Source organism: Streptomyces sp. NPDC057743 (genome assembly GCF_042798755.1).
In the GTDB taxonomy this organism is placed as follows: domain Bacteria; phylum Actinomycetota; class Actinomycetes; order Streptomycetales; family Streptomycetaceae; genus Streptomyces.
The window spans coordinates 100372-127082 of record NZ_JBHVJX010000011.1 but is presented as its reverse complement, the minus strand read 5'-3'; the positions used below and the strand labels follow the sequence as shown (position 1 = coordinate 127082).

21 protein-coding genes and 1 riboswitch are annotated in these 26711 nt (G+C 70.9%); of the genes, 15 read left to right on the top strand and 6 right to left on the bottom strand.

Going from position 1 to position 26711, the window contains the following annotated elements; all coding sequences use genetic code 11:
• Positions 1-6: 6 nt before the first annotated feature.
• The 4 genes from ACFVFQ_RS14980 (at position 7) to ACFVFQ_RS14965 (ending at position 2516) form a co-directional block, all read left to right on the top strand.
• Entirely contained in the window at positions 7-324 is a 318-nt protein-coding gene (locus tag ACFVFQ_RS14980) for a cupin domain-containing protein (RefSeq protein ID WP_383414697.1), read from the top strand.
• 204 nt (positions 325-528) lie between these two features.
• Positions 529-762 carry a DUF5326 family protein gene (locus tag ACFVFQ_RS14975; RefSeq protein WP_383414694.1) on the top strand — a complete coding sequence of 78 codons (234 nt, stop codon included), beginning with the start codon at positions 529-531 and terminating at the stop codon, positions 760-762.
• A 450-nt stretch (positions 763-1212) separates the two neighbouring features.
• Positions 1213-1989 (top strand): IclR family transcriptional regulator, encoded by a 777-nt coding sequence (locus tag ACFVFQ_RS14970; protein WP_383414691.1) that lies wholly within the window; start codon positions 1213-1215, stop codon positions 1987-1989.
• Positions 1990-2093: 104 nt separating this feature from the next.
• Positions 2094-2516 carry an SsgA family sporulation/cell division regulator gene (locus ACFVFQ_RS14965; RefSeq protein ID WP_383414688.1) on the top strand — a complete coding sequence of 141 codons (423 nt, stop codon included), beginning with the start codon at positions 2094-2096 and terminating at the stop codon, positions 2514-2516.
• Positions 2517-2687: 171 nt separating this feature from the next.
• On the opposite strand, the gene ACFVFQ_RS14960 is transcribed toward ACFVFQ_RS14965, so the two are convergent.
• Positions 2688-4016 carry a YibE/F family protein gene (locus ACFVFQ_RS14960; protein ID WP_383414685.1) on the bottom strand — a complete coding sequence of 443 codons (1329 nt, stop codon included), beginning with the start codon at positions 4014-4016 and terminating at the stop codon, positions 2688-2690.
• Positions 4017-4087: 71 nt separating this feature from the next.
• Positions 4088-4244: riboswitch (TPP riboswitch) on the top strand.
• On the opposite strand from ACFVFQ_RS14960, the gene thiC reads away from it, so the two are divergent.
• Complete coding sequence (gene thiC, locus ACFVFQ_RS14955) at positions 4239-6014, top strand: phosphomethylpyrimidine synthase ThiC (protein WP_383414682.1); 1776 nt, start codon at positions 4239-4241, stop codon at positions 6012-6014. Its footprint overlaps the riboswitch before it by 6 nt.
• Positions 6015-6119: 105 nt before the next feature.
• On the opposite strand, the gene ACFVFQ_RS14950 is transcribed toward thiC, so the two are convergent.
• The 3 genes from ACFVFQ_RS14950 to ACFVFQ_RS14940 all read right to left on the bottom strand — a co-directional run bounded on the left by ACFVFQ_RS14950 (position 6120) and on the right by ACFVFQ_RS14940 (position 9652).
• Positions 6120-7004 carry a hypothetical protein gene (locus ACFVFQ_RS14950; RefSeq protein ID WP_383414679.1) on the bottom strand — a complete coding sequence of 295 codons (885 nt, stop codon included), beginning with the start codon at positions 7002-7004 and terminating at the stop codon, positions 6120-6122.
• A 209-nt stretch (positions 7005-7213) separates the two neighbouring features.
• Entirely contained in the window at positions 7214-8281 is a 1068-nt protein-coding gene (locus ACFVFQ_RS14945; protein WP_383414676.1) for a metallophosphoesterase, read from the bottom strand.
• A 270-nt stretch (positions 8282-8551) separates the two neighbouring features.
• Positions 8552-9652: a LacI family DNA-binding transcriptional regulator gene (locus ACFVFQ_RS14940; protein WP_274914593.1), complete on the bottom strand. Its 1101-nt coding sequence runs from the start codon at positions 9650-9652 to the stop codon at positions 8552-8554.
• A gap of 396 nt (positions 9653-10048) precedes the next feature.
• On the opposite strand from ACFVFQ_RS14940, the gene hisC reads away from it, so the two are divergent.
• The 5 genes from hisC to ACFVFQ_RS14915 all read left to right on the top strand — a co-directional run bounded on the left by hisC (position 10049) and on the right by ACFVFQ_RS14915 (position 19706).
• On the top strand, positions 10049-11143 hold the full coding sequence (hisC, locus tag ACFVFQ_RS14935) for a histidinol-phosphate transaminase (protein ID WP_383414672.1): 1095 nt from the start codon (positions 10049-10051) through the stop codon (positions 11141-11143).
• 503 nt (positions 11144-11646) lie between these two features.
• A complete protein-coding gene (locus ACFVFQ_RS14930; protein ID WP_383414669.1) occupies positions 11647-13155 on the top strand; it encodes a cytochrome ubiquinol oxidase subunit I in 1509 nt (502 codons plus the stop codon).
• A 10-nt stretch (positions 13156-13165) separates the two neighbouring features.
• Positions 13166-14167, top strand: a complete 1002-nt coding sequence (cydB, locus tag ACFVFQ_RS14925; protein ID WP_383414666.1) for a cytochrome d ubiquinol oxidase subunit II — start codon at positions 13166-13168, stop codon at positions 14165-14167.
• A gap of 49 nt (positions 14168-14216) precedes the next feature.
• Entirely contained in the window at positions 14217-17846 is a 3630-nt protein-coding gene (cydD, locus tag ACFVFQ_RS14920; protein ID WP_383414663.1) for a thiol reductant ABC exporter subunit CydD, read from the top strand.
• A gap of 183 nt (positions 17847-18029) precedes the next feature.
• Positions 18030-19706, top strand: a complete 1677-nt coding sequence (locus ACFVFQ_RS14915) for a GAF domain-containing protein (RefSeq protein ID WP_383415031.1) — start codon at positions 18030-18032, stop codon at positions 19704-19706.
• 210 nt (positions 19707-19916) lie between these two features.
• Here ACFVFQ_RS14915 and ACFVFQ_RS14910 read toward each other — a convergent pair whose 3' ends face one another.
• Positions 19917-20852 (bottom strand): HAD-IIB family hydrolase, encoded by a 936-nt coding sequence (locus ACFVFQ_RS14910; RefSeq protein WP_383414658.1) that lies wholly within the window; start codon positions 20850-20852, stop codon positions 19917-19919.
• 111 nt (positions 20853-20963) lie between these two features.
• Here ACFVFQ_RS14910 and ACFVFQ_RS14905 point away from each other — a divergent pair, with 111 nt between their 5' ends.
• The 3 genes from ACFVFQ_RS14905 to ACFVFQ_RS14895 all read left to right on the top strand — a co-directional run bounded on the left by ACFVFQ_RS14905 (position 20964) and on the right by ACFVFQ_RS14895 (position 23614).
• Positions 20964-21860 (top strand): LLM class flavin-dependent oxidoreductase, encoded by an 897-nt coding sequence (locus ACFVFQ_RS14905; RefSeq protein WP_383414653.1) that lies wholly within the window; start codon positions 20964-20966, stop codon positions 21858-21860.
• A gap of 188 nt (positions 21861-22048) precedes the next feature.
• Positions 22049-22948, top strand: a complete 900-nt coding sequence (gene htpX, locus ACFVFQ_RS14900; RefSeq protein ID WP_274914585.1) for a zinc metalloprotease HtpX — start codon at positions 22049-22051, stop codon at positions 22946-22948.
• Between the two features lie 102 nt (positions 22949-23050).
• Entirely contained in the window at positions 23051-23614 is a 564-nt protein-coding gene (locus tag ACFVFQ_RS14895; protein ID WP_383414649.1) for a hypothetical protein, read from the top strand.
• Positions 23615-23838: 224 nt separating this feature from the next.
• Here ACFVFQ_RS14895 and ACFVFQ_RS14890 read toward each other — a convergent pair whose 3' ends face one another.
• Entirely contained in the window at positions 23839-24453 is a 615-nt protein-coding gene (locus ACFVFQ_RS14890) for a PadR family transcriptional regulator (RefSeq protein ID WP_383414646.1), read from the bottom strand.
• A 186-nt stretch (positions 24454-24639) separates the two neighbouring features.
• Between ACFVFQ_RS14890 and ACFVFQ_RS14885 the strand changes: the two genes are divergently transcribed.
• Together ACFVFQ_RS14885 and ACFVFQ_RS14880 are read left to right on the top strand one after the other, a co-directional pair.
• The gene (locus ACFVFQ_RS14885; RefSeq protein WP_383414643.1) at positions 24640-25230 is read left to right on the top strand and encodes a hypothetical protein; all 591 of its coding nucleotides are present in this window, start codon (positions 24640-24642) and stop codon (positions 25228-25230) included.
• Complete coding sequence (locus tag ACFVFQ_RS14880; protein WP_383414640.1) at positions 25227-26570, top strand: carotenoid oxygenase family protein; 1344 nt, start codon at positions 25227-25229, stop codon at positions 26568-26570. Before ACFVFQ_RS14885 ends, ACFVFQ_RS14880 begins: the two co-directional genes overlap by 4 nt.
• Positions 26571-26711 lie beyond the last annotated feature (141 nt).

The window sequence follows — 26711 nt, the reverse complement described above, 5'->3', positions numbered from 1 at the left end:
AACGGCATGAAGGCTTTCCGACTGGACGAACTGGAAGCGGAACGGGCCGCGAACGACGGCGCGTATCTCCAGTTCCTCCGGGAGCGCACTATGTCGGTGGGGCTCTACGCACTGGACGCCGGCGGCGTCGACCCGCAGCAGCCGCACCGCCAGGACGAGGTGTACATGGTGGTGAGCGGCCGCGGGGCGATCACGGTGGGGACGGAGACGGAGTCGGTGGCCCGCGGCAGCATCGTCTACGTGCCCGCGGGGGTGCCCCACAAGTTCCACCACATCAGCGAGGATCTCCGGGTCGTGGTGGTCTTCTCTCCGCCCGAAAGCTGAGACCCGACCCCCCGAAACCCCTAGGGGTTGGCTCAGGGACGAGCCGGGGCTGTCGGGCCCCCACGGAGGCCCTCGGCGCCCTAGCATCGTTGATGTACAGGGGGAACCGGAGACGCGGCGCGGCAGACGCGAAACGCGCGCGGACGGTGCCACCGGACGGCAGAGACCGACAAGAGCGCGACCGACAGAAAGTAGGGCAGAGCAGTGGCTGGTAAGGGGATACTCGCAGGGCTTCCGTGGTGGGTCACCTGGGTCGTGGTGCCCGTCATCCTGATCGTCGTCTTCGGCGGACTGATCACCACCGCACTCGGCTTCCTGATCAGCCTGCTCTTCAAGGTGCTGGTCGCGGCGGCCCTGATCGCCGGTGTCATCTATCTGGTGCGCAGGTTCACCGGTTCCTCGTCCTCGTCCTCGTCCTCGTCGAAGAGCGACTGGTAGGCCGAGCCCGAGCGACCGGTACCGTCCGGCCCCCACCGTCCGACGACGCCCTGCCCCCTCCCGGGGTGGGGCGTCCGGCGTTCCCGGGCCCGGGACGACACTCCCGCGACGGAGTCGAACGCGGATCGGAAAGCCGGTCGTCGGCCGCCCCGGGGCGTTCGGTGCGGCGGGCGTTGCACCTGTTCACCACGAGTGCGCGCGGCGCTCCGTAGGGGCAGCGGTGTCGGAGAGGAGGTCGGCCCGGGGGCAACTCCCGGACTTTCGGCTCCCGTTGTGGACCGCCCGGGCTAAAGTGCAGATCGCAGGCGTCTTCCGGACCTTGACGTTCCGGAAAGCACCGAGCGATCGGGCCAGGTGTCGGGGCGGACGTACGGGGAGACGCGCGGTCGCGGGAGCGGGTCCCGCGGCCGGGGCCGCGGGGACCATGGCGCTCGGACCTGGGGGTTGGCGTTGGTGATCGACAACGGCGAATCCGGCTCGCACCCCACCCTGATCGGGTCGGTGCAGCGGGCGTTGCGACTCCTGGAGGCGGTGGCCGCGCACACCGGCGGCGCGCCCGCCAAGCAGCTGGCCAGAGAGGCCCAACTGCCGCTGCCCACCACGTATCACCTGCTGCGGACGCTGACCCACGAGGGCTATCTGCGCCGGCAGAACGGCGTGTTCGTGATCGGCGAGGGCGCCGAGTCCCTCAGTCAGGCGGGGGCGCGGCGGCGCCGCCGTCGCGAGCTGGCCGACGCCCTGGCCGCCGCGGGCCGCGAACTCGGCGCCGCCGTCTACTTCGCCGTCTACCGCGAGGGGGAGATCGAGGTGGTGGCGATAACCGACGATCCGGCGCGACCACCCGTCGAGGAGTGGGTCGACTTCCGCTCCACCGCCCACACCCACGCGATCGGGCAGTGTCTGCTGGCGCAGCTCGACGAGGCGACCAGGAAAGAACATCTGTCGCGCTATCCCGTGCAGTCGATAACGCCCTTTTCGGTGCGTTCCGAGGGCGATCTGCTGAATCGACTGGCTACGGTGCGTCGCGGCCAAGTCGCCTACGACCGCCAGGAATATGCCCTGGGCACGGTGTGCTCGGCGATCCCCATTCGTGTTGGCTCGGCCGCCGCGACGCTGGCGGTTTCTCTTCCTGCGACGGAAGTGCACCGATTGCAAACAGTTACGAACCGACTACGGAAAATGGCGGAGACGGTACTAACGACACTCGCCTTCTCTATCAGTATCTGAAAACTCACTCCTTGTGATCTGCCTGCACGTGACCGACGATGGCGTCAATAGGGCTTCAGGGGATGATTCCCGGCCATCTCCGATCAAGTGCGGGGCAGTGGTTGATGAACGACACGGTTCAGGCAGAAGTGATCATGAGCTTCCTCGTCTCGGAGGAGCTCTCCTTCCGGATCCCGGTGGAATTGGATTTCGACAGCGGCGACCCCTATGCCGTCCGGCTCACCTTCGACCTTCCCGGCGATGCGCCCGTGACCTGGGTGTTCGGCCGTGAACTGCTGCTGGACGGGCTGAACCGCCCGGCCGGCGAGGGGGACGTGCGGGTCGAGCCGTCCTCCCCCGAGCGTCTCAGCGATGTCTACATCAGCCTTCAAGTCGGCCCGGAGCGCGCCCTGTTCCGGGCCAGCGCGCCACCGCTGATCGCCTTCCTGGACCGCACGGACCGCATCGTTCCGCTCGGCAAGGAGGAGGTCTGCGACACCCTGGAGGCCACGCTGGACCGGATCCTGGCGGAGGCCCCGGCCGGCTGACCCCGGCCGCCGGCCCACCGCTCCACCGTCGCCGCGCCCGGCCGGACGCCGGTCGCCCCTGCCCGTTCGCCCTTGCCCGGTCGGCCCTGCCCAGAACCGCCAACGCCCGCCGCCCACCCCGCACTTCGCCCGCCCGCTCGTCCCGGCTCGCCCCGCCCCCGTATTGCCCGCTCAGTGCTTGCGGCGTCGCCCGCGCGCCGCCCGGCGCCCGCCCCGTCGTCCCCCGGCGCCCGCCCCGCCCGGCGCCGGACGGTCCGCCGAGACCACCAGGGCCGCCAGCAAGGTGGTCACCGGCACCGACGCGACCAGCCCGATGCTGCCCACGAGCGTGCGGACGATCTCCTCCGCCACCACCTCGCTGCTGGCGACCGTGCCGACGCTGCTCTGCGCGATCGAGAACAGCAGGAGCAGCGGCAGCGCGGCACCCGCGTAGGCCATGACCAGGGTGTTCACCACGGAGGCGATGTGGTCGCGCCCGATCCGCATCGCCGCGCCGTACAGCTTGCGCCAACTCGCCGACGGATCAGCGTCCTTGAGCTCCCACACCGCGGCGGTCTGGGTCACCGTCACATCGTCGAGCACCCCCAGCGACCCGATGATGACGCCCGCCAGCAGCAGGCCGCGGATCTCGATGTTCGGGTAGAGCCCGTGCACCAGGCCGGTGGTGTCGTCCGTATTGCCGGTCAGCAGCGCCCAGTTGATGAACACCGAGCCCAACAGCCCGATGAGCAGCAGCGAGGCGAGGGTGCCGAGCACCGCCACGGAGGTGCGGGCCGTCAGCCCGTGGCACATGTAGAGCGCGATCAACATGATGGCGCTGCCGCCGACCATCGCCACCACCAGCGGATCGGAGCCCTGGAGGATCGCCGGCAGGATGAACACCGTCAACAGCCCGAAGCTGGCCGCCAGCGCGACCAGCGCCAGCACCCCGCGCAGCCGTCCGATGGCCACCACGGCGAGCGCGAAGAGCGCGGCCAGCACCCACATCGGAACGGTGCGGTCGACGTCGGTCACCGCGTACTGCAGTTCCTTGGGCGCCTTGGGGGAGTAGGAGACGACCACGTCCTGCCCGGTCGTGTAGTGCCGCGAGGCGTCCGGCGTCACCACCGTCTGGAAGGTTCGGCCGGCGTTCTGCCCCGTGGTCACCTTGACCGTCGCCTGCTCGCAGGGCTTGTCCCGGGCCGCTCCCCCGGTCGCCGGCTGCCCGCCCGGCGCGGTGGGCCGTGGCTGCTGCTCGGCGTGCACCGCCGCGCAGTTGACCTCCTCGACCTTGATGACCCGGGCGCTCTCGGTCGGCTGGTCGAAGCCCACGCCGGACGGTTGGTGCGGGGGCGCGCCACCGGGCCAGAGGACGATCAGGCCGACCGCGACGGCGGCCGCGAACGGGACCAGGACGGCGGCGATGACCTTGCGCAGATGCCGGGAGACGGGGGCGGCGGGTCCGTGGCTGTGGGTGTGGCCATGGGCCGCGGGAGCGTGCAGGGTTTCGGGAGGGCTCACCGCCCGATCATTGCAAGAACCGATGGGGCCCCCTGTTCACACTGCCGCATCGGCCGCTACCGTGGTGGCACCTTTGCAATCGCGGGAGCTCGGAGCACCGGGCTGAGAGGGCGCTGACCTCCGTCCCAGCGGTGTTTCACGTGAAACACCGGATGACGGAAGCCGCTGCGTCGACCGCCGAACCTGTTACCGGGTAATGCCGGCGTAGGGAGTTGGGTCTCTATGACTCTGGATGCACGCACGCCCGAAAACGACCCGGCCGACGGCGAGCAGTCGCAGATCGGCTGGCACAAGGGCTATGTCTCCGGATCGCGCCCGGACCTCCGGGTCCCGGTCCGGCGGGTGCACCTCACCAACGGCAAGCATGTGACGCTCTACGACACATCAGGGCCGTACACCGACCCCACCATCGAAACCGATGTCCGCCGCGGTCTGGCGCCGCTGCGGGAGAACTGGATCATCACCCGCGGCGACACCGAGGAGTACGCGGGCCGCCCGATGCGTCCCGAGGACGACGGGATCAAGCACACCTCCCCGCGCGGGGGGCTGCGCAACCTCGACGCGGTCTTCCCGGGCCGGCCGCGGCAGCCGCGCCGCGGGCGGGACGGTGCCCCGGTCACGCAGCTCGCCTACGCGCAGCGCGGCGAGATCACCGCGGAGATGGAGTACGTCGCGCTCCGCGAGAACGTCAGCCCCGAGTTCGTGCGGGACGAGATCGCGGCCGGGCGCGCGGTGCTGCCGGCCAACATCAACCACCCGGAGATCGAGCCGATGATCATCGGCAAGAACTTCCTGGTGAAGGTGAACGCCAACATCGGCAATTCCGCGGTCACTTCCTCGATCGAGGAGGAGGTGGAGAAGATGACCTGGGCGACCCGCTGGGGCGCCGACACGGTCATGGACCTCTCCACCGGCCGCAACATCCACACCACCCGCGAGTGGGTGCTCCGCAACTCCCCCGTGCCGATCGGCACCGTCCCCCTCTACCAGGCGCTGGAGAAGGTCGACGGCAAGGCCGAGGAGCTGACCTGGGAGATCTACAAGGACACCGTCATCGAGCAGGCCGAGCAGGGCGTCGACTACATGACGGTGCACGCCGGCGTGCTGCTCCGCTACGTCCCGCTGACCGCCAACCGCAAGACCGGCATCGTCTCCCGCGGCGGCTCGATCATGGCGGCCTGGTGCCTGGCGCACCACCAGGAGTCGTTCCTCTACACGCACTTCGAGGAGCTCTGCGACATCCTGGCCGCCTATGACGTCACCTTCTCGCTCGGCGACGGCCTGCGCCCCGGCTCCATCGCGGACGCCAACGACGAGGCGCAGTTCGCCGAGTTGCGGACCCTCGGCGAGCTGAACACCATCGCCAAGCGGCACGGCGTGCAGACCATGATCGAGGGCCCGGGACACGTCCCGATGCACAAGATCAAGGAGAACATCGACCTCCAGCAGGAGATCTGCGAGGAGGCCCCGTTCTACACGCTCGGCCCGCTCACCACCGACGTCGCGCCCGCCTACGACCACATCACCTCCGGCATCGGCGCCGCGATGATCGCCTGGTGGGGCACCGCCATGCTCTGCTACGTCACGCCCAAGGAACACCTGGGCCTCCCGGACCGCGACGACGTCAAGACCGGCGTCATCACGTACAAGATCGCGGCCCACGCGGCGGACCTGGCCAAGGGCCACCCGGGCGCCCAGGAATGGGACGACGCCCTCTCCGACGCCCGCTTCGAGTTCCGCTGGGAGGACCAGTTCAACCTGGCCCTCGACCCGGACACCGCCCGCGCCTTCCACGACGCGACGCTGCCCGCGGAGCCGGCCAAGACGGCCCACTTCTGCTCGATGTGCGGGCCGAAGTTCTGCTCGATGAAGATCTCCCAGGACATCCGGCGCGAGCACGGTGGTGCCCTGGCGGTCGACCCCGAGGCCGGGATGGCCGAGAAGTCGCGGGAGTTCGCGGCGGCCGGCAACCGCGTCTACCTGCCGATCGCGGACTGAGCGAACGGAGCGGGCCGAAGGGAGCACCGCGGGCCGGGGCCGGCCCAAAGGCGCGTCTGTGGCGCGGTCTTCGGGCGGCCCGCCCCGGGCCCGCGGTGCTTTGGCCTACTCCGGTCGCTGCTCCGTCCCCCCGTAGTCCGGGCTGCTGTAGTCCGGGCGGGAGTAGCGGGGACCGGACCAGGAGGTGTCGGTGTCGGGGCTGGTGAACCGCGGGCGGGTGTAGCCGAGGGTGGGGGTGCGGCGCTCGGGGGCCTCCAGGGGCCGGGGGACGTAGCGGACCGGGTCGTCCGTCGGGTCGGCTGAGGGGTCGGCCAGCGCCTCGCGGAGGAAGGGCAGCAGCCCGCGCTCCAAAAGGGCCTGCCGCCAGACGCCGTGGGCGGTGTCCAGTGCGGCGGCGCGCTCCTCGGCCGCGGTGTCGCGGGACGCGCCGTTGCGCAGCGCGGTGACGAGCACGCAGCCCATGGCGACCAGCGCGCCGGCGGCGGCCAGCGCCGCGAAGATCCAACCGACGCTGACCAGCGGTCGGGAGACGGCCGGGTCCGGGTCGACGGCGCGCAGCACATAGCCGATGACGAGGAAGAGGACGGCCGCGATTCCGGCGAGCACCGGGACGAGCACGGTGGCCATCGCCGCAAGGCCGAAGCCGGCCGCATCGGCGGCCGGTTCGTCGTCCGCGGTGTCCGGTCCGCTGCCCTCGTCAGGTGACCAGTCCGTCGACGGGCCACCACCGCGCGCGCCGTACGTGGTGGGCGCAGGGGCGCGCAGCTCGGCGCGCAGCCGTATGTAGCGCTGGTATTCGGCCGTCGCGCACGCGGCGATCGCGCTGGTCGCGCTGAGCGCCATCACGCGCAACTGCTCGGTGCTGAGCCGGTTTTCGGCGGCAGCGGAGGCGTGGTCGTCCGGGCGGTATGCGGCGGTGCGCAGCGCCTCATCAAGGATCCGCGCGAATTCCGCGCGGTCCTCGTTCAGCAGGTGCGGAGCGCTGTTCATGTGGATCCCCCGAAGCTCCGTAGGGCCGTACGGGCCGGCCTGGGCCGGGCGCCGGGCGGAAACGGAGGAGAGCCTGCTACGGATAGACCGATGGTAGAGGGCGTGCGGCGGGGGGTGACAGGGAGTTTGTGGAATTTCCGGTCGGCCCCGACCGGATTCCTTCCGTCCCGCTCATCCGACAGAGCGGAATCTGCTCCTCCGGTTAACTGTCAGCCGGCCAACGGGAGTTGGCAGACCAGCAGCTTTCCGGCCATCGTGATACCACCGTCCATCGCGATGGCCAACCCGTCCGCATAGACGTGCGGACCGTCCACCGTGGCCCCGTCGTTGTCGCCGTCCTCCGCGCCGACCTCGCCCAGCAGGTACGGGATCGGGCTGTGCCCGTGCACCACGCGGGTGCCGCCGTAGGTGTCGAGCAGTTCCCGTACGGCGCCCGCGCCGGCGGCCTCGTCGCGGAAGGCGAACCGCTTGGTGAACTTGCGGAAGAGGTCCCAGACTTCGTCCGCCTCGCTGCGCGTCAGCACGTCGTGGACGGTGTCGTTGACCTCCTCGATGGAGGTGCCGTACTCCAGGTAGGCGGTGGTGTCGGAGTGCACGAGCAGGTGCCCGTCCTCCTCCATCACGGCGTCCAGGCGGGCCATCCACTGGATGTGGTGGTCCTGCAGCCGGTCCATGTCGCTCTTCTGTCCGCCGTTGAGGAGCCACGCCGCGTGGAAGGAGGCGGTGCCCGCGCCGGACTGGACGGGGGTGTCGCCGAACCGCTTGGCGCCCAGCAGCAGCAGTTCGTGATTGCCCATCAGGGCCTTGCAGTAGCCGCCGGCCGCCGCGGCCTCGGCGGAGAGCTGCATGACCAGGTCGATGACGCCGATGCCGTCCGGGCCGCGGTCGGTGAAGTCGCCGAGGAACCACAGCCGGGCGTTGCCGGCCGCCCATCCGCCCTCGGCGTCGATCAGCCCCTCGGCCTCCAACGCGGCGCGCAGCTCGTCGTAGTAGCCGTGCACGTCGCCGACGACGTACAGCGGGCCCAGGCCCTCGGAGGCGGGCGTCGGCTCCGGGACGGACAGCACGGACGGGTGGTCCACGAGGGTGTCCGTGGGGCCGATGACCGGCAGGTCGCGGGCGGTCGGGGTGTAGTCCTCGGGCAGCGGGGCCACGGGCGCGGGCGGCGCGACCGGGGGCGCCGAAGGCGCGGCGAGGGGCGGGCCGGCCGGCGGTACCGAGGGCACTCCGGGCGGCGGAACGGACCCCGGAGGTTGTGCCCCCATGGTCCACACCATGGGTCCTTGACTGGCCCCCTGAGTCATCGACCCCTCCACCGTTGCGCCGCCGTGCACCTCTCGGACCTTTGCCTGGTCGACGGCGGTCCGCGGTGTCGTGCGCCCATCATAGGAACGCCGCTCGCGGGTTGTGACGCACCCGGGGGTGATCAATCCTGTGGAGCCCGGCGTTCGCGATGGTTTTCTCCCGGGATCGCCCTGTTTTTTCCTCGGTGGACCGGCCGCCCGGGACCCGCCCGGTGCGCCCGGCCCGCCGTGCCCGGCGCACGCTCAATCGCCGGCCGGGCCCCGCGGCGGGCTGACCGTCGTCCGCGGGGAGCGGCGCTGCGAGGAAGTCCGCACGATCAGGTCGGTCGGTATCACCTGCTCGACCGGGCAGCTGCCGTCGAGCCCCTCGATGGCGTCGATGAGGATCTGGACGACGGCGGTGCCGATCCGCCGCGGCTTGAGGGAGAGCGTGGTGATCGGCGGCTCGGTGGTGGCGTAGACGGTGGACTCGCTGCAGCAGACCAGCAGCAGGTCGTCCGGCACCCGCAGGCCGTAGCGGCGGGCCGCGGCCAGCAGGTCGGTGCCGTTGGGGTCGAACAGCCCGTAGACCGCGTCCGGTCGGTCCGGGCGGGCCAGCAGCCGGTCCGCGGCCACCGCGCCGGCCCGCGGGTCGTACGCGGGATAGGACTCGTAGACCGGGTCCTGGCCGACGCGTTCGCACCAGCTGAGGTAGGCGGTGGTGGACAGCCGGGTGTAGGTGTCGGTGGTGGTGCCCGTGAGCAGCCCGATGCGGCGGGCGCCGGCCTCGGCGAGGTGGTCGAGCAGGCCGAGCACGGCCTCCTCGTGGTCGTTGTCGACCCAGCCGGTGACCGGGAGGGTGCCGCCGGGGCGACCGTCGGAGACGACGGGGACGCCGTGCCGGACGAGCTCGGTGACGACGGGGTCGCCGTCGGCCGGATCGATGACGACGGTGCCGTCGAGGGCGACGTTGGACCAGACGTCGTGCCGGGAGGTCGCGGGCAGGATGACCAGGGCGTAGCCGCGGGCCAGCGCGGCCGAGGTGGCGGCCCTGGCCATCTCGGCGAAGTACGCGAACTCGGTGAAGGTGAAAGGTTCATCCCCGTACGTGGTCACGGTCAGACCGATGAGGCCGGACTTGCCGGTACGGAGGGTGCGGGCGGCGGCGGACGGGCGGTAGCCCAGCCGATCGGCCACCTCGCGGACGTGGCTACGGGTGGCATCCGGAAGCCGGCCCTTGCCGTTGAGCGCGTCGGAGACAGTCGTGATCGATACGCCGGCTGCGGCGGCCACGTCCCGGATGCCCGCCCGTCCCAGTCGGCGACCGGTCGACCGGCCCACCTGGTGCTTCCCTGCTGCTGTCATGGCGAGCCGATAGTAGGGCTCGGTACGGCCATTCGCGGGGGACCGACAACGATGGCAAGAAGGCACGTTTCTGCATGGTGACGCACCATCAATTGCCTTGAAATATAAGGAAGTTGCTGATTTCGGCGATCAATCAAGGAGAGTGAAAACCGCTCTACCTGGCGATCCGCCCAGGTCTCGAAGAGGTCTCAAGTCACCTTGACGAGGGACGCGCGCCACGGAGCGAGCCACCGGCGCGCGGTGTCCGAGCTAGCGCTCCCCTGGGGGTGCACGCCCGGCGCCCGCTACGGAGGTGCCGGTGGAACGGCGGATTTTCCGGGGCCTGCCGCTGGGAGGGGCAATCCTCATAAGGTGTGCAGTATTGGAGTCGAGAGGGATGGTTGAGGAGGACCTGCGGTGAGCGAGAAGACCCCGAGGCTGCGTGCTGCACTGGACGGTGTCCCCACCTACAAGCCGGGGCGGCCGGCGGCGACCGGCGGCCCGGTCGCCTACAAGCTGTCCTCCAACGAGAACCCCTATCCGCCGCTGCCGGGCGTCCTGGAGAGCGCGGTGACGGCCGCCGGATCGTTCAACCGCTACCCCGACATGGCGTGCACGGGGCTGATGGCGGAGCTGGCCGATCGCTTCTCGGTGCCGCTGACGCACCTGGCGACCGGCACCGGATCGGTCGGGGTGGCCCAGCAGTTGGTCCAGGCGACGGCCGGTCCCGGTGACGAAGTGATCTACGCCTGGCGGTCGTTCGAGGCGTACCCGATCATCACCCAGGTCTCCGGCGCGACGTCGGTGCAGGTGCCGTTGACCTCCGACGAGGTGCACGACCTGGAGGCGATGCTGGCGGCGATCACCGACCGGACCCGACTGATCTTCGTCTGCAACCCCAACAACCCCACCGGCACCGTCGTGCGCCGTGCGGAACTGGAGTCCTTCCTGGACCGTGTGCCGGGCGACATCCTGGTGGTGCTGGACGAGGCGTACCGCGAGTTCATCCGCGCCGCCGAAGGTGAAGGAGGTGACGTGCCGGACGGGATCGAGCTCTACCGGGACCGCCCCAACGTCTGTGTGCTGCGCACGTTTTCCAAGGCGTACGGGCTGGCCGGGCTGCGGGTCGGCTTCGCGGTGGCGCACCCGGAGGTGGCCGCCGCGCTGCGCAAGACGGCGGTGCCGTTCGGCGTGAGCCAGCTCGCCCAGGAGGCCGCGGTGGCGTCGCTGCGCAGTGAGTCGGCGCTGCTGGAGCGGGTCGACGCAGTGGTCGCCGACCGGGCCCGGGTGTACGACGCGCTGGTGGCCCAGGGGTGGACCGTGCCGGCTTCGGAGGCGAACTTCGTCTGGCTGCGGCTGGGGGACCGGACGACCGAGTTCGCCGAGGCGTGCGAGCGGGCCGGGGTGGTCGTGCGGCCGTTCCCGGGCGAGGGCGTGCGGGTGACGATCGGCGAGAAGCCGGCGATGGACCTGTTCCTGAAGGCGGCCGAGGAGTTCCGCAAGGCGCTGTAGCCCTTTCCCGACGGGCGGGAGCGGTGTCGCGCCTGTGTCGGGGGGTGTTCTCTGAGGCCGTGGGTCCGCCGGACCCGCGGCCTCAACCGTGTGTGAACGAGGGGCAGTTGGGATTCTCCCCCCGCCAGGTGTGGGCGGTGGCCTTGAGCGGCAGGGTGGCGAGGAGTGCGGCGGCGGTCGGGGTGTCGTCGAGGGCGGCGCTCGGTACAGGTTTCGGGGCGAGCTGGGAGATGCGGATCTCCGCGACGGGAAATTCAACAATATGTTGAAGGGGTGCCGGAGAGTGCTCGCGTAATCACGGCATAAATGTTTCATCCACCATGGATTTCGGCGTGATGGCAGTCACGTACCCCCCTTCCGTAAGGCCGGAGTCGTATGGGAGATAATGCTTGTGAATGTGAACGCGTTCACAAGCTCGCGTCCTGGTTTGTGCTGCTTTATGTGGCGCAAAAGGGACAAGCCGTTGTTGTAACGGCGACGTAAGGACGTAAGGAGGCCGCGACGTGGAACTGGCGCTGGCGCCAGAGACTATGGCGCGATGGCAATTCGGCATCACGACCGTCTACCACTTCCTGTTCGTGCCCCTGACGATCTCGCTCGCGGCCTTGGTGGCCGGGTTGGAGACCGCATGGGTGCGCACGGGTAAGCAGAAGTACCTCAAGGCCACCAAGTTCTGGGGCAAGCTGTTCCTGATCAATATCGCGATGGGCGTTGTCACCGGCATCGTCCAGGAATTCCAGTTCGGTATGAACTGGTCCGACTACTCGCGGTTCGTCGGGGACGTCTTCGGTGCGCCGCTCGCCTTCGAAGCCTTGATCGCGTTCTTCTTCGAGTCCACCTTCATCGGATTGTGGATCTTCGGCTGGGACAAGCTGCCGAAGAAGATCCACTGCTTCTGCATGTGGATGGTCTCGATCGGCACCATTCTCTCGGCGTACTTCATCCTGGCGGCGAACTCCTGGATGCAGCACCCGGTCGGCTACAAGTACAACCACGCCACCGGGCGGGCCGAACTCACCGATTTCTGGAAGGTGCTGACGCAGGACACCACCCTCGTCGTCGTCTTCCACACCCTGACCGCGGCCTTCCTGACCGGTGCCGCGTTCATGGTCGGCATCGCCGCGTACCACCTGATGCGCAAGAAGCACGTCAAGGTGATGCGGACGTCGCTGCGGCTCGGCCTGGTCACCCTGGTCGTCGCCGGACTGCTCACCGCGGTCAGCGGCGACAGCCTGGGCAAGGTCATGTTCAAGCAGCAGCCGATGAAGATGGCCTCGGCCGAGGCGCTGTGGGACACGGCCGCGCCCGCGCCGTTCTCGGTCTTCTCCTACGGCGACGTCGCCAAGGGCCACAACAAGGTCGCCATCGAGATACCCGGTGTGCTGTCCTTCCTCGCGCACAGCGACTTCTCCTCGCCCGTCCCCGGCATCAACGACGTCAACAAGTCCGAGCAGCAGAAGTTCGGGCCCGGCGACTACCGGCCCAACATTCCGGTCACCTACTGGGGCTTCCGCTGGATGATCGGCTTCGGGATGACGTCCTTCGCCATCGGTCTGGCCGGACTCTGGCTCACCCGCAAGAAGTTCTGGCTCGCGCCCGCCCTGCGGACCGGCGACGAGGAACCACCGCATCTCGCGCTCACCAAGAACAGGACGCTGGGCGAGCGGCTGACCAAGTGGTACTGGCGACTGGCCTTCCTCACCCTCGGTTTCCCGCTGATCGCGAACTCCTGGGGCTGGATCTTCACCGAGATGGGCCGCCAACCCTGGGTCGTCTACGGCGTGCTGCGCACCCGTGACGCGGTCTCGCCGGGCGTCTCGCAGGGCGAGGTGATCACCTCGCTGGTCGTCTTCACCACGCTCTACGCGATCCTCGCCGTGGTCGAGGTCAGGCTGCTGGCGAAGTACATCAAGGCCGGACCCCAGGAACTCTCCGACTCCGACCTCAACCCGCCCACCAAGATCGGCGGCGACCCCACGGACGCCGACCGGCCGATGGCCTTCTCGTACTAAGGAGGCGACCGTGCAACTCCACGACGTCTGGTTCGTCCTCATCGCCTTCCTCTGGACCGGGTACTTCTTCCTCGAAGGCTTCGACTTCGGGATCGGCGTGCTCACCAAGCTGCTCGCCCGGGACCGGCGCGAGAAGCGGGTGTTGATCAACACCATCGGGCCGGTCTGGGACGGCAACGAGGTCTGGCTGCTCAGCGCGGGCGGGGCGACCTTCGCCGCCTTCCCCGACTGGTACGCCACCCTCTTCTCCGGCTTCTATCTCCCGCTGCTGCTGATCCTGGTCTGCCTGATCGTGCGCGGCGTCGCGTTCGAGTACCGCGCCAAGCGGCCCGAGGAGCGCTGGCAGCGCAACTGGGAGCACGCGATCTTCTGGACCTCGCTGCTGCCCGCCGTGCTGTGGGGCGTGGCCTTCGGCAACATCGTCCACGGCGTGAAGATCGATGCCCACAAGGAGTACGTCGGCAGCGTGCTTGACCTGCTCAACCCGTATGCGCTCCTCGGCGGCCTGGTCACGCTGGCGCTGTTCACCTTCCACGGTGCGGTGTTCGCGTCGCTGAAGACCGTGGGGGACATCCGGGAGCGGGCGCGCCGGATGGCGGGCGTCCTCGGGCTGATCACCGCCGTGCTCGCGGTCGGATTCCTGGGCTGGACCCAGGCCGACAAGGGCGACGGCACCAGCCTGATCGCCATGATCGTCGCGGTGGTGGCGCTGGTCGCCGCGCTCGGGGCCAACCGGCTCGGGCGCGAGGGCTGGGCGTTCGCCTTCTCCGGGATCACCATCGTGGCCGCCGTCGCCATGCTGTTCCTGACGCTCTTCCCGAACGTCATGCCGTCGACGCTGAACGAGAGTTGGAGCCTCACGGTCGCCAACGCCTCGTCCACGCCCTACACCCTGAAGATCATGACGTGGTGCGCCGGCATCGCCGCGCCGCTCGTGATGCTCTACCAGGGGTGGACCTATTGGGTGTTCCGCAAGCGGATCGGCACCCAGCACATCGCCGAAGCCCACTAGTCGCGTCCCGCCCCGCCAGGGCGGGACCGGGAGAGAGGGAAGGTTTCACGTGAAACCGATCGACCCGCGCCTGCTCCGATACGCCCGCGCCACCCGTGGATTCCTCGTCGCGGTGGTGGTGCTCGGGCTTGCCGGAGCGGGCCTGGTCATCGGACAGGCCATGCTCATCGCGGAGATCGTGGTCGGGGCCTTCCAACACGGCCGTCCGCTCGGCGCGTTGGCCACGCCGGTGGCGCTGCTCGCCGCGGTTTCCGTGGGTCGGGGGCTGGTCTCCTGGCTCACGGAGCTGGCCGCGCACCGCGCCAGCGCCTCGGTCAAGTCCGAGCTGCGGATGCGACTGCTCGCGCGGGCCGCGGAGTTGGGCCCGGGGGTGGCGGTCCGCCGTGCCGAGGGCACCGCGGACGCCGTCAACCTGGAGCTGCGGACCGGGGAGTTGACGACCCTGGCCACCCGTGGCATCGACGCCCTGGACGACTACTTCGCCCGCTATCTCCCGCAGTTGGGGCTGGCGGTCGTGGTGCCGGTCGCGGTGTTGGCCCGGATCGTCACGGGCGACTGGATCTCCGCGCTGACCATCGTCATCACCCTGCCGCTGATCCCGCTGTTCATGGTCCTGATCGGCTGGGCCACCCAGTCGCGGATGGATCGCCAATGGCGGCTGCTGTCCCGGTTGTCCGGGCACTTCCTCGACGTGGTCGAGGGGCTGCCGACGCTGAAGGTCTTCGGCCGGGCCAAGGCCCAGGCCGCCGCCATCCGCGCGATCACCAGCCAGTACCGTCGGGCGACGTTGCGCACCCTGCGGATCGCCTTCCTCTCGTCCTTCGCCCTCGAACTCCTCGCCACGCTCTCCGTGGCCCTGGTCGCGGTCGGCATCGGCATGCGCCTGGTGTACGGCGAACTCGACCTCTACACGGGGCTGCTGGTGCTGGTGCTGGCGCCCGAGGCGTATCTGCCGCTGCGGCAGGTGGGGGCGCAGTACCACGCCGCGGCCGAGGGGCTCTCGGCGGCGGAGGAGATCTTCGCCGTGCTGGAGACCCGGCCGCGGACGCCCGGCACCGCGCCCGCGCCCGAGGGCACCGGGCTGACCGTTGAGGGGCTGGTGGTCCGTCACCCCGGCCGCACCGCCGCCTCGTTGCCCGCGACCTCCTTCGAGGTCCGGCCCGGCGAGACCGTCGCCCTGGTCGGGCCCTCCGGCGCCGGCAAGTCCACGCTGCTGAGCGTGGTGCTCGGCTTCACCGAGCCGTCCGAGGGGCGGGTCACCGTCGACGGGCGGGACCTCGCCGACCTCTCCCCCGACGACTGGCGCCGCCGGATCGCCTGGGTGCCGCAGCATCCGCACCTCTTCGCCGGCTCCATCGCCGAGAACGTCCGACTGGCGCGGCCGGACGCCGATGACGCGGCGGTCCGCGCCGCCCTGGACGAGGCCGGGGCGCTGGACTTCGTCGACGCCCTGCCCGACGGCGCAAACGCCCGGCTCGGGGAGTCCGGCGCCGGGCTCTCCGCCGGCCAGCGGCAGCGCATCGCGCTCGCCCGGGCCTTCCTCGCCGACCGCCCGATCGTGCTGCTGGACGAGCCCACCGCCAATCTGGACGGCGAGACCGAGCAGGCACTGGTCGAGGCCGTCGGCCGACTCGCGGTCGGGCGGACGGTGTTGCTGGTGGTCCACCGGCCGGCGCTGCTGGCGGTGGCCGACCGGACGGTGCGGCTGGTGGCGCCGGAGGAGGGCGTCGGGGCGGCGGAACCGGTGACCGCTGAGGCGCCGGCGGCCGTTGCCCCGGCGGCTTCGAGCGAGCCCGGCCCGACGGTGGACTCCGGGTCGGTGCCGGCCGGCGACGCCGCGCCCGTATCCGCGCCGGTTTCCGCCCCGCGCTCCGCGTTGCGGCGGCTGCGCGGCCTGGCCCGGGCCCGGCGGGCGCGCTTCGGGCTGGCGCTGCTGCTCGGCAGCCTGGCGCTGGGCAGCGCGGTCGGGCTGATGGCGACCTCCGGCTGGCTGATCTCGCGGGCCTCGCAGGAACCGCCGGTGCTGTATCTGATGGTGGCGGTGACCGCGACCAGGGCGTTTGGCATCGGCCGGGCGGTGTTCCGGTACGCGGAGCGGCTGGTGGCGCACGATGCGGTGTTCCGGATGCTGGCCGATGTCCGGGTCGCCGTCTTCCGGCGGCTGGAGCACCTGGCGCCGGCCGGACTCAAGGAGCGCCGCCGCGGCGATCTGCTGTCGCGTTTGGTGGCCGACGTCGACGCGGTGCAGGACTACTTCCTGCGCTGGCTGCTGCCCGTCGGGGCGGCGGTGGTGGTCGGCGCGGGCACCGTCGCCTTCACCGGCTGGCTGCTGCCGGAGGCCGGTGCGATCCTCGCCGTCGGGCTGCTGCTCGCCGGTGCCGCGGTGCCGGCGCTTTCGAGCGCGCTGGCGTGGCGCGCGGAGCGCCGGCTGGCGCCGGCCCGCGGGACGCTCGCCACCCGCGTCGTCGATCTCCTCACCGGGACCGCAGAGTTGACGGTCGCCGGTGCCCTCGGGGCCCGCACGGAGGCGGTGCGCCGCGCCGACCGGGACCTGACCCGGATCGCGTCCCGTTCGGCCGCCGCGGCCGGTGCTGGCGCCGGGCTGTCGGCGCTGCTGTGTGGGCTGACCGTGGCCGCCGCCGCGGTGGTGGGCATCCAGGGGGTGCACGCGGGCCGGCTGGCGGGCGTGGAGCTGGCCGTCATCGTGCTGGTCCCGCTCGCCGCGTTCGAGGCGGTGGCCGGTCTGCCGTTGGCCGCGCAGTACCGCCGGCGCACCCGGCACGCCGCCGAGCGGGTCTTCGAGGTGCTGGACGCCCCGGCACCGGTCCGCGAGCCGGACGCTCCCGCTCCCGCGCCCGCGGCACCGTTCCCGCTGGTGCTGAACGGACTGACCGCACGTCACCCCGGCCAGGAGGCCCCGGCGTTGGACGGCGTCGACCTCACGCTCGCCCCGGGCCGCCGGCTCGCCGTCGTCGGGCCGTCCGGCTCCGGCAAGACCACGCTCGCGCAGGTGCTGCTGCGCTTCCTGGACCGGGAGTCGGGGGCGTACACGCTGGCCGGGACGGACGCCGAGGAACTGGCCGGCGACGCGGTCCGGCAGTTGGTCGGGCTGTGCGCGCAGGACGCGCACCTCTTCGACAGCTCGCTGCGGGAGAACCTCCGGCTGGCCCGCCGGGACCGTAGCGGCGGCCCAAGCACCGCGGACGACCAGGACCTCTGGGAGGCGCTCGGCCGGGCGCGGCTGGCGGACTGGGTGCGCGGGCTGCCCGACGGGCTGGACACCATGGTCGGGGAGCACGGCGCGCGGCTCTCCGGCGGCCAGCGGCAGCGGTTGGCACTGGCCCGCGCGCTGCTCGCGGACTTCCCGGTGCTGGTGCTGGACGAGCCCGCGGAACACCTCGACCTGGCCACCGCCGACGCGCTGACCGCCGATCTGCTGGCCGCCACCGAGGGCCGGACGACGCTGCTGATCACGCATCGGCTCGCCGGTCTGGACGCGGTCGACGAGGTGCTCGTCCTGGACCGGGGGCGGGTGGCACAGCGCGGCACCTACGCGGAACTGGCCGCGGCCGACGGCCCGTTCCGGCGGATGTGGGAGCGCGAGCGGGCGGTCGATGCGGCGTACCCGCGGATGGTCTCCGCGGGCGACCGGGAGCCCGCCGGGGTGCCCGCGTCATGAGGCAGGGGCGGCGGCATCGGCACCCGCCGCCTCGCCCGCCGCACGACCGGGCGATGTCGCATAACTGAACTTTCCCCGGAAATGAGCCCTTATTAGGCTCAAGGCATGGCAGCCACGGCAGGATCGCCTCCAGACCCCGCGGATCCCGCGGACCCCGCGCTCACCGGCGAGCGCCCGGACCCCATGGACGCCGCCACCGAGGCCACCCGCAGCCTCCAGGGACTGTCGTCCAAGCTGACCGCGCGGGTGCCGCGGCTGCTGGAGGCGATGCGCACCATCGGCGCGGGGTTGGACCTGCACATCACGCTGGACCGGATCGTGGAGACCGCCGCCGAGCTCGCCAATGCGCGGTACGCGGCGATCGGGATCATCGACGACGCCCGGGAGGGCCTGTCGGACTTCGTGACCTACGGCGTGACCGGGGAGCAGCACGAGCGGATCGGTGCGCTGCCCGACGGGCACAAGGGCCTGCTCGGCGCGCTGATCCACGATCCGAAGCCGGTGCGGCTGGCCGATCTCGCCAAGGACCCCCGCTCGGCCGGGTTCCCGCCGGGCCACCCGCCGATGCGCTCGTTCCTGGGTGTGCCGATCCGCGTCCGGGGCGAGATCTTCGGCAACCTCTATCTGACCGAGAAGCGCGGCGGGGAGTTCAGCGAAGAGGATCTGCACATGGTGCGGGTGCTGGCGACCGAGGCCGGTATCGCGATCGGCAACGCCCGGCTGTACGCGGCGGCTCGGCACCGGGAGCGGTGGATCGACGGCTCAGTGGCAGTGACCACCGAGCTCCTCGCCGGCAGCGACGTCGACGACGCGCTCGCGGTGGTCGCCGAACAGGCCCGGAAGCTGGCGGACTCGGCGGCCGGCATCGTGCTGCTGCCCGACGAGGACGGCGGGTTGGAGATCGTCGCGGTGTCGGCCGACGACCCGACCGGGATCATCGGCACCCAGATCCCGCGCGACAGCCCGGTGACTGAGCAACTCCTCGCCGGGGAACCGGTGTTCGTGGACGACTCGGCCAGTGATCCGCGGATGGTCACCGACCTCGCGCCGCGCTACGGGCCGAGCATGATGCTGCCGCTCAAGAGCGGGGGACGGGTGCTGGGAACCCTCGCCACGCCACGGGCCCGCGGCGCCCGTCCGTTCTCCGCCGCTGAGCGGACCCTGGCCACGCAGTTCGCCGCGCAGGCCGCGCTGGCGCTGGTGCTGGCCGATGCCCAGCGCGACCGGGAGCGGCTGGCGGTCTTCGAGGACCGCGACCGGATCGCCCGCGACCTGCACGACCTCGTGATCCAGCGGCTGTTCGCGACGGGGATGGTGCTGGAGAGCGCCCAGCGCAGAACAGCGGTGCCGGAGGTGGCGCGCCGCGTTGGCAAGGCCATCGACGAGCTCGACATCACCATCCAGGAGATCAGGACCGCGATCTTCGCCCTTCAACAGAGCCCCGCCGAGGCGCCGTCGGGGCTGCGGACCCGGGTCCTGCGGGAGATCGGCACCGCCGCCGTGCCGCTCGGTTTCCAGCCCTCGGCGAAGTTCCTCGGTCCGGTCGATGCCAAGGTCAGCGAACTGGCCGGGAAGAACCTGATCGCCGCGCTGCGCGAGGCACTGTCGAACGCCTTCCGGCACGCCGGGGCGACCCGGATCGAGGTGGTGGTCGACGCGACGATCAGCTTGCCGGACGGCACCCCCGGAGTCCGGTTGACCGTCGCGGACGACGGGGTGGGGATCACGGAGGGCGGTCGTCGCAGCGGTCTGAAGAACCTCGCCAAGCGGGCGGAGTCGCTGGGCGGTTCGAGCACCTACGGGCCCGGGCTGGGCGAGGACGGCGGCGGGACGACGGTGATGTGGGAGGCGCCGCGGTGAGGGAGCGGTACGCGGACCGGCCCGGCGCGGTTTCACGTGAAACCCTCGCCCTTTTCCGGGAGTTGACGCGTTTCACGTGAAACAAGGCCGTCGGAGAACAACGCACCGTTTCACGTGAAACAGCCCAACTCGCCTTATCCAACCGTGGTTTCACGTGAAACCGCGACTGTCGTCTCTCCCGGCGAACCCCCGGTCGTTTCCGGCGGCGCCTCAACGACCCTGAAGAATCAGCTCGATGGCGAGGGCCACGCCGTCGTCGTTGTTGGACTCCGTGCGGTGGGTGGTGACCGCCAGCACGTCGGGGTGGGCGTTGGCCATGGCGTACGAGGTGCCGGCCCAGGTGAGCATCTCGATGTCGTTCGGCATGTCTCCGAAGGCGACGACCTCGTCCGGCGCGATCCCGCGCTCCGCGCAACAGCGGGCGAGGGTGCCGGCCTTGCTGACGCCCAGGCCGCTGATCTCCAGGAGGGCGGTGGGGCTGGACCGGGTGAAGGACGCCAGGTGGCCCGCGGCGGCCCGGGCCAGCGTGAGGAAGGCGTCGGGGTCGAGGTCGGGGTGGTGCGCCAGCAGTTTGAGCACGGGCTGCTCGGCGCCGTCGGCCGCCGCGTCCGATCCGGTTGCCCCGGTGTCGGCCGAGAAGGGGCCGTCCGTGCCGGCGCCGTCCTCCGGAGCGGGGCACGACGGCGCGGTGAAGCTCTCGGAGAGCAGCTTCTCGGCCGGTGCTATCACCGCGGCCGGGTCGAGGAGGAAGGGCGGGTACTGCGGCTCGTAGTGGATGCCGCCGGTGCGCTCGACGGCGAAGGTGGAGCCGGGGGCCGCCGCGCGCAGGGCGTGGACGACGTCGAGCGCCACCTTGTCGTCGAGCGGGCTGACCTCCACGATCCGGTTGCCCCGGTGCAGATCGACGACGGCGGCGCCGTTCGCGCAGATCGCCAGGCCGTGGCCGTGCACATGGTCGCTGACCACGTCCATCCAGCGGGCCGGTCGCCCGGTGACGAAGAACACCTCGATGCCCGCCTCCTCCGCGGCGGCCAGCGCGGCGATGGTCCGGTCGGAGACCCTCTTGTCGTCGTGCAGCAGCGTGCCGTCGAGGTCGGTGGCGATCAGCCGGATGGGCCGGGGCGGCGTGGCAGAGGCATCAGTCACGGGGTCATCCTCGCGTACCGGTGCGTAGGGGCATGCGGTGGGTGGCCCGCACGAGCCCGGCGGAGAGGCGGCCGGACGGGGTTCTTGTGGGAGCCCCGTACGCTCGGGGACATGCGACTGAGCACTGTGATCCTGCCCGTCCGCCGTTGGTCCGAGGGTGGGAAGGAGGCGTGGCAGCGCGCCGAGGAACTGGGTTTCCACGCTGCGTACACCTACGACCACCTGTCCTGGCGGAGCTTTCGCGACCTCACGTGGTTCGGCGCCCTCCCGACGCTGACCGCGGCCGCCGCCGCGACCTCCCGGATACGCCTGGGCACCCTCGTCACCTCGCCGAACTTCCGGCACCCGGTCACCCTCGCCAAGGAACTGATCTCGCTGGACGACATCAGCCAGGGCCGGGTCACGCTGGGCATCGGCGCCGGCGGCAACGGCTTCGACGCCACGGCGCTCGGCCAGGAGCCCTGGTCGCCGCGTGAACGGGCCGACCGCTTCGCCGAGTTCACCGCCCTGCTGGACCGGTTGCTGACCGAGGACGCCGTCACGCACGAGGGCACGCACTACTCCGCCGACGAGGCGCGCAACATCCCCGGCTGTGTGCAGCGGCCGCGGCTGCCGTTCGCGGTGGCGGCCACCGGCCCCCGCGGGCTGAAGCTGGCGGCCCGCCACGGCCAGGCGTGGGTGACGACCGGCGACCCCAAGGTCTCGAACGCGGGCGGCACGTCGGACGAGTCCCGCGACGCCGTCCGCCGGCAGATCGAGGGGCTGGCGAAGGCGTGCGCCGACCAGGGCCGGGACCCCGGCGAACTGCGGAAGATCATGCTGACCGGCTTCACCCCGGACCGGCCGTTGGAGTCCCTGGACGCCTTCGTGGACTTCGCCGGCCGGCACGCCGAGTTGGGCATCGACGAGCTGGTGATCCACTGGCCGATCGCCGATTCGGTCTTCGCCGCCGACCCGGCGGTCTTCGAGCGGATCGCCACCGAGGGGCTGGCGCAGCTCGGCGCCTAGCGGTACACCCACGACACCTGTCCGTGCGCCCTGGTTCACCTCGGTATCCGGCCGAGGCTTTACCCGGTATATAGCCATCAAGAGGGAGAATTGGGGCAGCGGCGCAGTGTGTGGGGCCCGGGGCGCGTGAGGACGGCGTGTGACCGGGCCGGGGCACTGCGCAAAGTGCGGTGCGTTGTGGAGGAGCCATGGCACAGACCCGATTCGCCCCGGACCGCGGGCTGACCTCGCGCATGGTCATGACGATGTTCTTCATCGGACTGCTCTACGTCGTGGTCGTCAGCGCGCTGGTGGTGCTGCTCAAGGGCGCCTGGGTGGTGGTGCTGTTGATCGCGGGGGCCATGTTCATCGCGCAGTTCTGGTACAGCGACCGGATCGCGGCCTTCAGCATGGGCGCGCGCGAGGTCACGCCGGAGCAGGCGCCCGAACTGCACGGCGCGGTGGACCGGCTGTGCGCGCTGGCCGACATGCCCAAGCCGCGGGTGGCGATCGCCGAGTCGGACGTGCCGAACGCCTTCGCCACCGGCCGCAACCAGAAGAACTCCATGGTCTGCGCCACGACCGGGCTGCTCAGGCGGCTGGAGCCGGAGGAGCTGGAGGGCGTGCTGGCCCATGAGCTCTCCCATGTCGCCCACCGCGACGTTGCGGTGATGACCATCGCCTCGTTCCTCGGCGTCCTGGCCGGCATCATCACCCGCGCTGCCCTGTGGAGCGGCGTGGGCCGCAACAACCGGGACCAGAACGCCGCCATCGCCGTGCTGGTCGTCACCGCCGTCAGCGTCGTCGTCTACGCCATCAGCTTCCTGCTCACCAGGCTGCTCTCGCGCTATCGCGAGCTGTCCGCGGACCGGGCCGCCGCGCTGCTGACCGGCCGCCCCTCGGCGCTGGCCTCCGCTTTGACGAAGGTCACCGGTCAGATCGCACGGATTCCGACCGAGGACCTTCGCAAGGCGCAGCCGTTCAACGCCTTCTACTTCGCCCCGGCGTTCAACAAGGAGAGCTTCAACCAACTGCTGTCCTCCCACCCCACGTTGGAGCAGCGGCTCGATCAGCTCGGCCGGATAGCGGCGGAGTTGGGGCGGCCGTGAGCGGCAGCGCCCGGCGGGACGGCGGAGGCCGGCGCGTGGCGATGTTTCCCGTGAAACATCCCAACGCGTCATCGCAGCAAGGGATCAAGGAGTAAGCCGCGCATGGGATTTCTGGACACCATCCTTGGACGCAGCAAGCCGGTACGCCCCGATCTGGACCAGCTCTTCGCGCTGCCGTCGGCCGCGGTCACCCTCCAGGCCGCCGCCGCATTCACCCCCACCGGTCTCGGGTCGGTCTGCTTCGCGAGCGTGGAGGGCGGCGCCTTCTCGCGGATCCAGGAGGAGGCGCGTGCGCTCCTGGACGGTGCGGTGGAGTTCACGCAGGACGCCTACGGCTATACGTGGCTGCTGGTGCGGCACGCGCCGGAGGACGTGGCGGGCGTCGTCAACGACCTCCACGCGGTCAACACCTCCCTGGAAGAGGCGGGGTTCGGGCCGCAGTTGCTGTGCTCGCTGCTCGGCTTCCGCGATGCGCGGCAGCGGTCGCTGGCGCTGGTCTACCTCTACAAGCGCGGCACGTTCTACCCGTTCGCGCCCCGGCCCGGTGGTGACGAGAAGCGCGACAACCCGCTCGAACTCCAGGTGCGGGCGATGCTCGGGAACGATCTGACCGTCGAGCAGGACCTCGCCCGGTGGTTCCCCGTGTGGGGGGCGCCGGGGCTCTGACCCGCTTGTCGTTGTCGGCGACCGTTTCCGCCAACCCCGCCAACCCCGCCAACCCCGCCAACCCCGCCAACCCCGCCAACCCCGCCAACTCCGCCAACTCCGCCAGGGAGAAGGGGAATCCGCGCCGTGCGGACGCTTCGAGCAGCCCGGCCACCGGCACCGGCACCGTGCGTCGCGGGTGAGGCCGATCCGTTCCGGCGCGTGGCGGCGCGCGTCCGCGGGCCTCACTGGGTGGAGGACTGCTCCGCCTCCGGCTTGCCGTCCCGCTCCCGCCGTCCCTCGCCGTGCCGTGCGCGGGCCAGCTCGCTGGCCTTCTCGGCCTTGGCGCTGGTCACCTCGTCGGCGGCCCAGCGGGCCCACTCCTCCATCGTCGCGGTCATCCGCAGGCCGTATTCGAGCGCGATCCGCCCGTAGACGGAGATCATCTCGTCGTCCCACTGCGCGGTGCGGTCGATCTCCTCGTACGCGGCGCGCGCCCGGGCGGCGTTCTCGGCCTGCGTGAGCAGATACGTCTGGGCCTCCAACGGCGTGAGGATGCCGAGGAAGAACACCCGCAAGAGGCCGTCGTGGCGCTGGACGCCGGTGGGGGTGACGTCGGTGAGCCAGTGGCGCAGCTCGGCCAGGCCGTCGTCGGTGATCGCGTATTCCTTGCGGCCGCGCGGGCCGTGGGCGGTGACCTCCACCAGGCCGGCGGTCGTCAGCTTGTTGAGCTCGCCGTACACCTGGCTCTGGGTTGCCGGCCAGACGCTGCTGAGCGAGGCGTTGAACAGCTTCATCAAGTCGTAGCCGCTCGCCGGGGATTCGGAGAGCAGACCCAGCACCGCGTGTCTCAGACTCATGATGCGCACACTACCTTCCACAAGTGACACGTCAAAGCTGGACTTTCCAATCTCGACATGTCACAGTTGGAATGTCGCTGGGTGGGGAGGTTCAAGCCCGGGGCTCGCGTTGCGGTCGCGTTCGCGGTCCGGCGCATCGATGAACGGCCGTCGACCGTGGCCGGTCGCGAGAAAAAGGGGGGAATCATGAACTACCTGCGGGGCTTTGTGCCGTGGCTGGTCCTGGCGGGAGCGTCCACGATCGGCTGGCAATGGGGAGCGCTCGCCGGGCTGTTGACCTGTGTGGTGCTGCTGATAGCGGACCGCGCCGTGGGGTTCTCGCTGGAAGCCCGGCTGCTGGAGTACGGCACGCTCCTCTACTTCGCCGGCCTCTCCGTCCTGGCCTTCACCCATCCCGATAGCGCCCTCAAGGCATACAGCGGCGCGCTCTCGATGGGCTGGCTGGCGCTCGTCTCCTGGGTGTCGATCGCCGCCCGGCTCCCCTTCACCGTGGCGATAGCCCGCCGCATGGCCCCGCCCGAGGTCTGGCACACCCCACTGTTCCGCCGCGTCAACGTCGTGATCACCGCGGTCTGGTCGCTGTCCTTCACCCTGTCCGCGATCGCCCAGGCGGTCATAGTCGCCGATGGCCTGGGTTCCGTCTTCTCGATCCTCGTGCAGCTCGCCGGGTTCGCCCTTCCGGCCCGCTTCACCGCCGCATACCCGGAGCGCGCCCGGGCCCGCTTTCTTCAACGGACCGGCGCGCGGCTCGACGTCCGGGGAGGTATCGCAGCATGACCACCACACCCGCCGCTCCCGAACGCCCCACCCCACCACCGCACTTGGCCGGCAACTTCGCCCCGGTCACCGACGAACTGACCGCCCACGACCTCCCGGTCACCGGTGCCATCCCGCCGGAGCTCACGGGGTGGTACCTGCGCAACGGCCCCAACCCGCGGGACGCCGCCAGCCCCCACTGGTTCTTCGGGGACGGCATGGTCCACGGCGTGCGCCTGGAGGCCGGCCGGGCCCTCTCCTACCGCAACCGCTGGGTCCGCACCTCGACGTTCACTGATGGCATCCGCCTCGTCGACGCCCAGGGACACCGCAATCTGGCGGCCGGCGTGGCCAACACCCATGTCGTCCGGCACGCCGGGCGCACCCTGGCGCTGGTCGAGTCGTCCTTCCCCTACGAAATCGACTGCCGGCCGGGGCACGAGCTGGAGACCCTCGGTCCCCACGATTTCGGCGGCCGGCTCACCACCGCCATGACCGCCCACCCCAAGACCTGCCCCGCCACCGGTGAGCTGCACTTCTTCGGCTACGGCAGTGGCGCGCCCCCCTATCTGACCTATCACCGGGCGGACGCCGCGGGGGAGTTGACGGTCAGCCGCCCCATCGAGGTGCCCGCCGCCACGATGATGCATGACTTCCATCTGACGGCCCGCCATGTCGTCTTCATGGACCTGCCGATGGTCCATGACCGCGGCCACCCCGGCATGCCGTACGCCTGGGATCCCGAGTACGGGGCCCGTCTGGGGGTGTTGCGCCGGGACGACCCCTACGGCGAGGTCCGCTGGCTGGCCATCGACCCCTGCTATGTCTTCCACTCGCTGAACGCCCATGACGACGGCGACCAGCGGATCGTCCTCTACGTATCCCGGTACGCCACGCTTGCCGCCCCGGCGCCGCCCTGCCTGTGGCGCTGGACGATCGATCTCGCGGCCGGCACCGTGACCGAGGATCAAATCGACGACCAGGTGGGCGAGTTCCCCCGGATAGATGACCGGCTCGCGGGCCTGCCCGCTCGCTTCGGCCACGTCACGGCCGCCGAGGCACCGGGAACCGGCGCGATACCCGGGGCCCTGATCCGCTACGACCTGAGGACCGGCGCGATGGCCCGCCATGACTTCGGCCCGGGCCGCACCCCGGGCGAGGCGGCGTTCGCCCCGGCCGACGACCGGCCGGGCGGACCGGGTTGGTTGATCACCTACGTCTATGACGCGACCACCGACACCAGCGATCTGGTGATCCTCGACGCGGAGGACCTCACCGCCGGCCCGGTCGCCACGGTGTCCCTTCCCCGCCGGGTGCCTTACGGATTCCACGGCAACTGGCTCCCGGACCCGGTCGCTTGAGAGAACCCGTCGGGGTGGCCGGGCGGGCGCGGCGTCCGGCTCGATCCTTGACAACTGGAGAGGGAAGCACGCGAGGCACGGCTGGCGGCCGTGGACGGAGGCGTGGCCGGGTGCCGGCGGTTGGCGGTGGGCCGCCTGGGG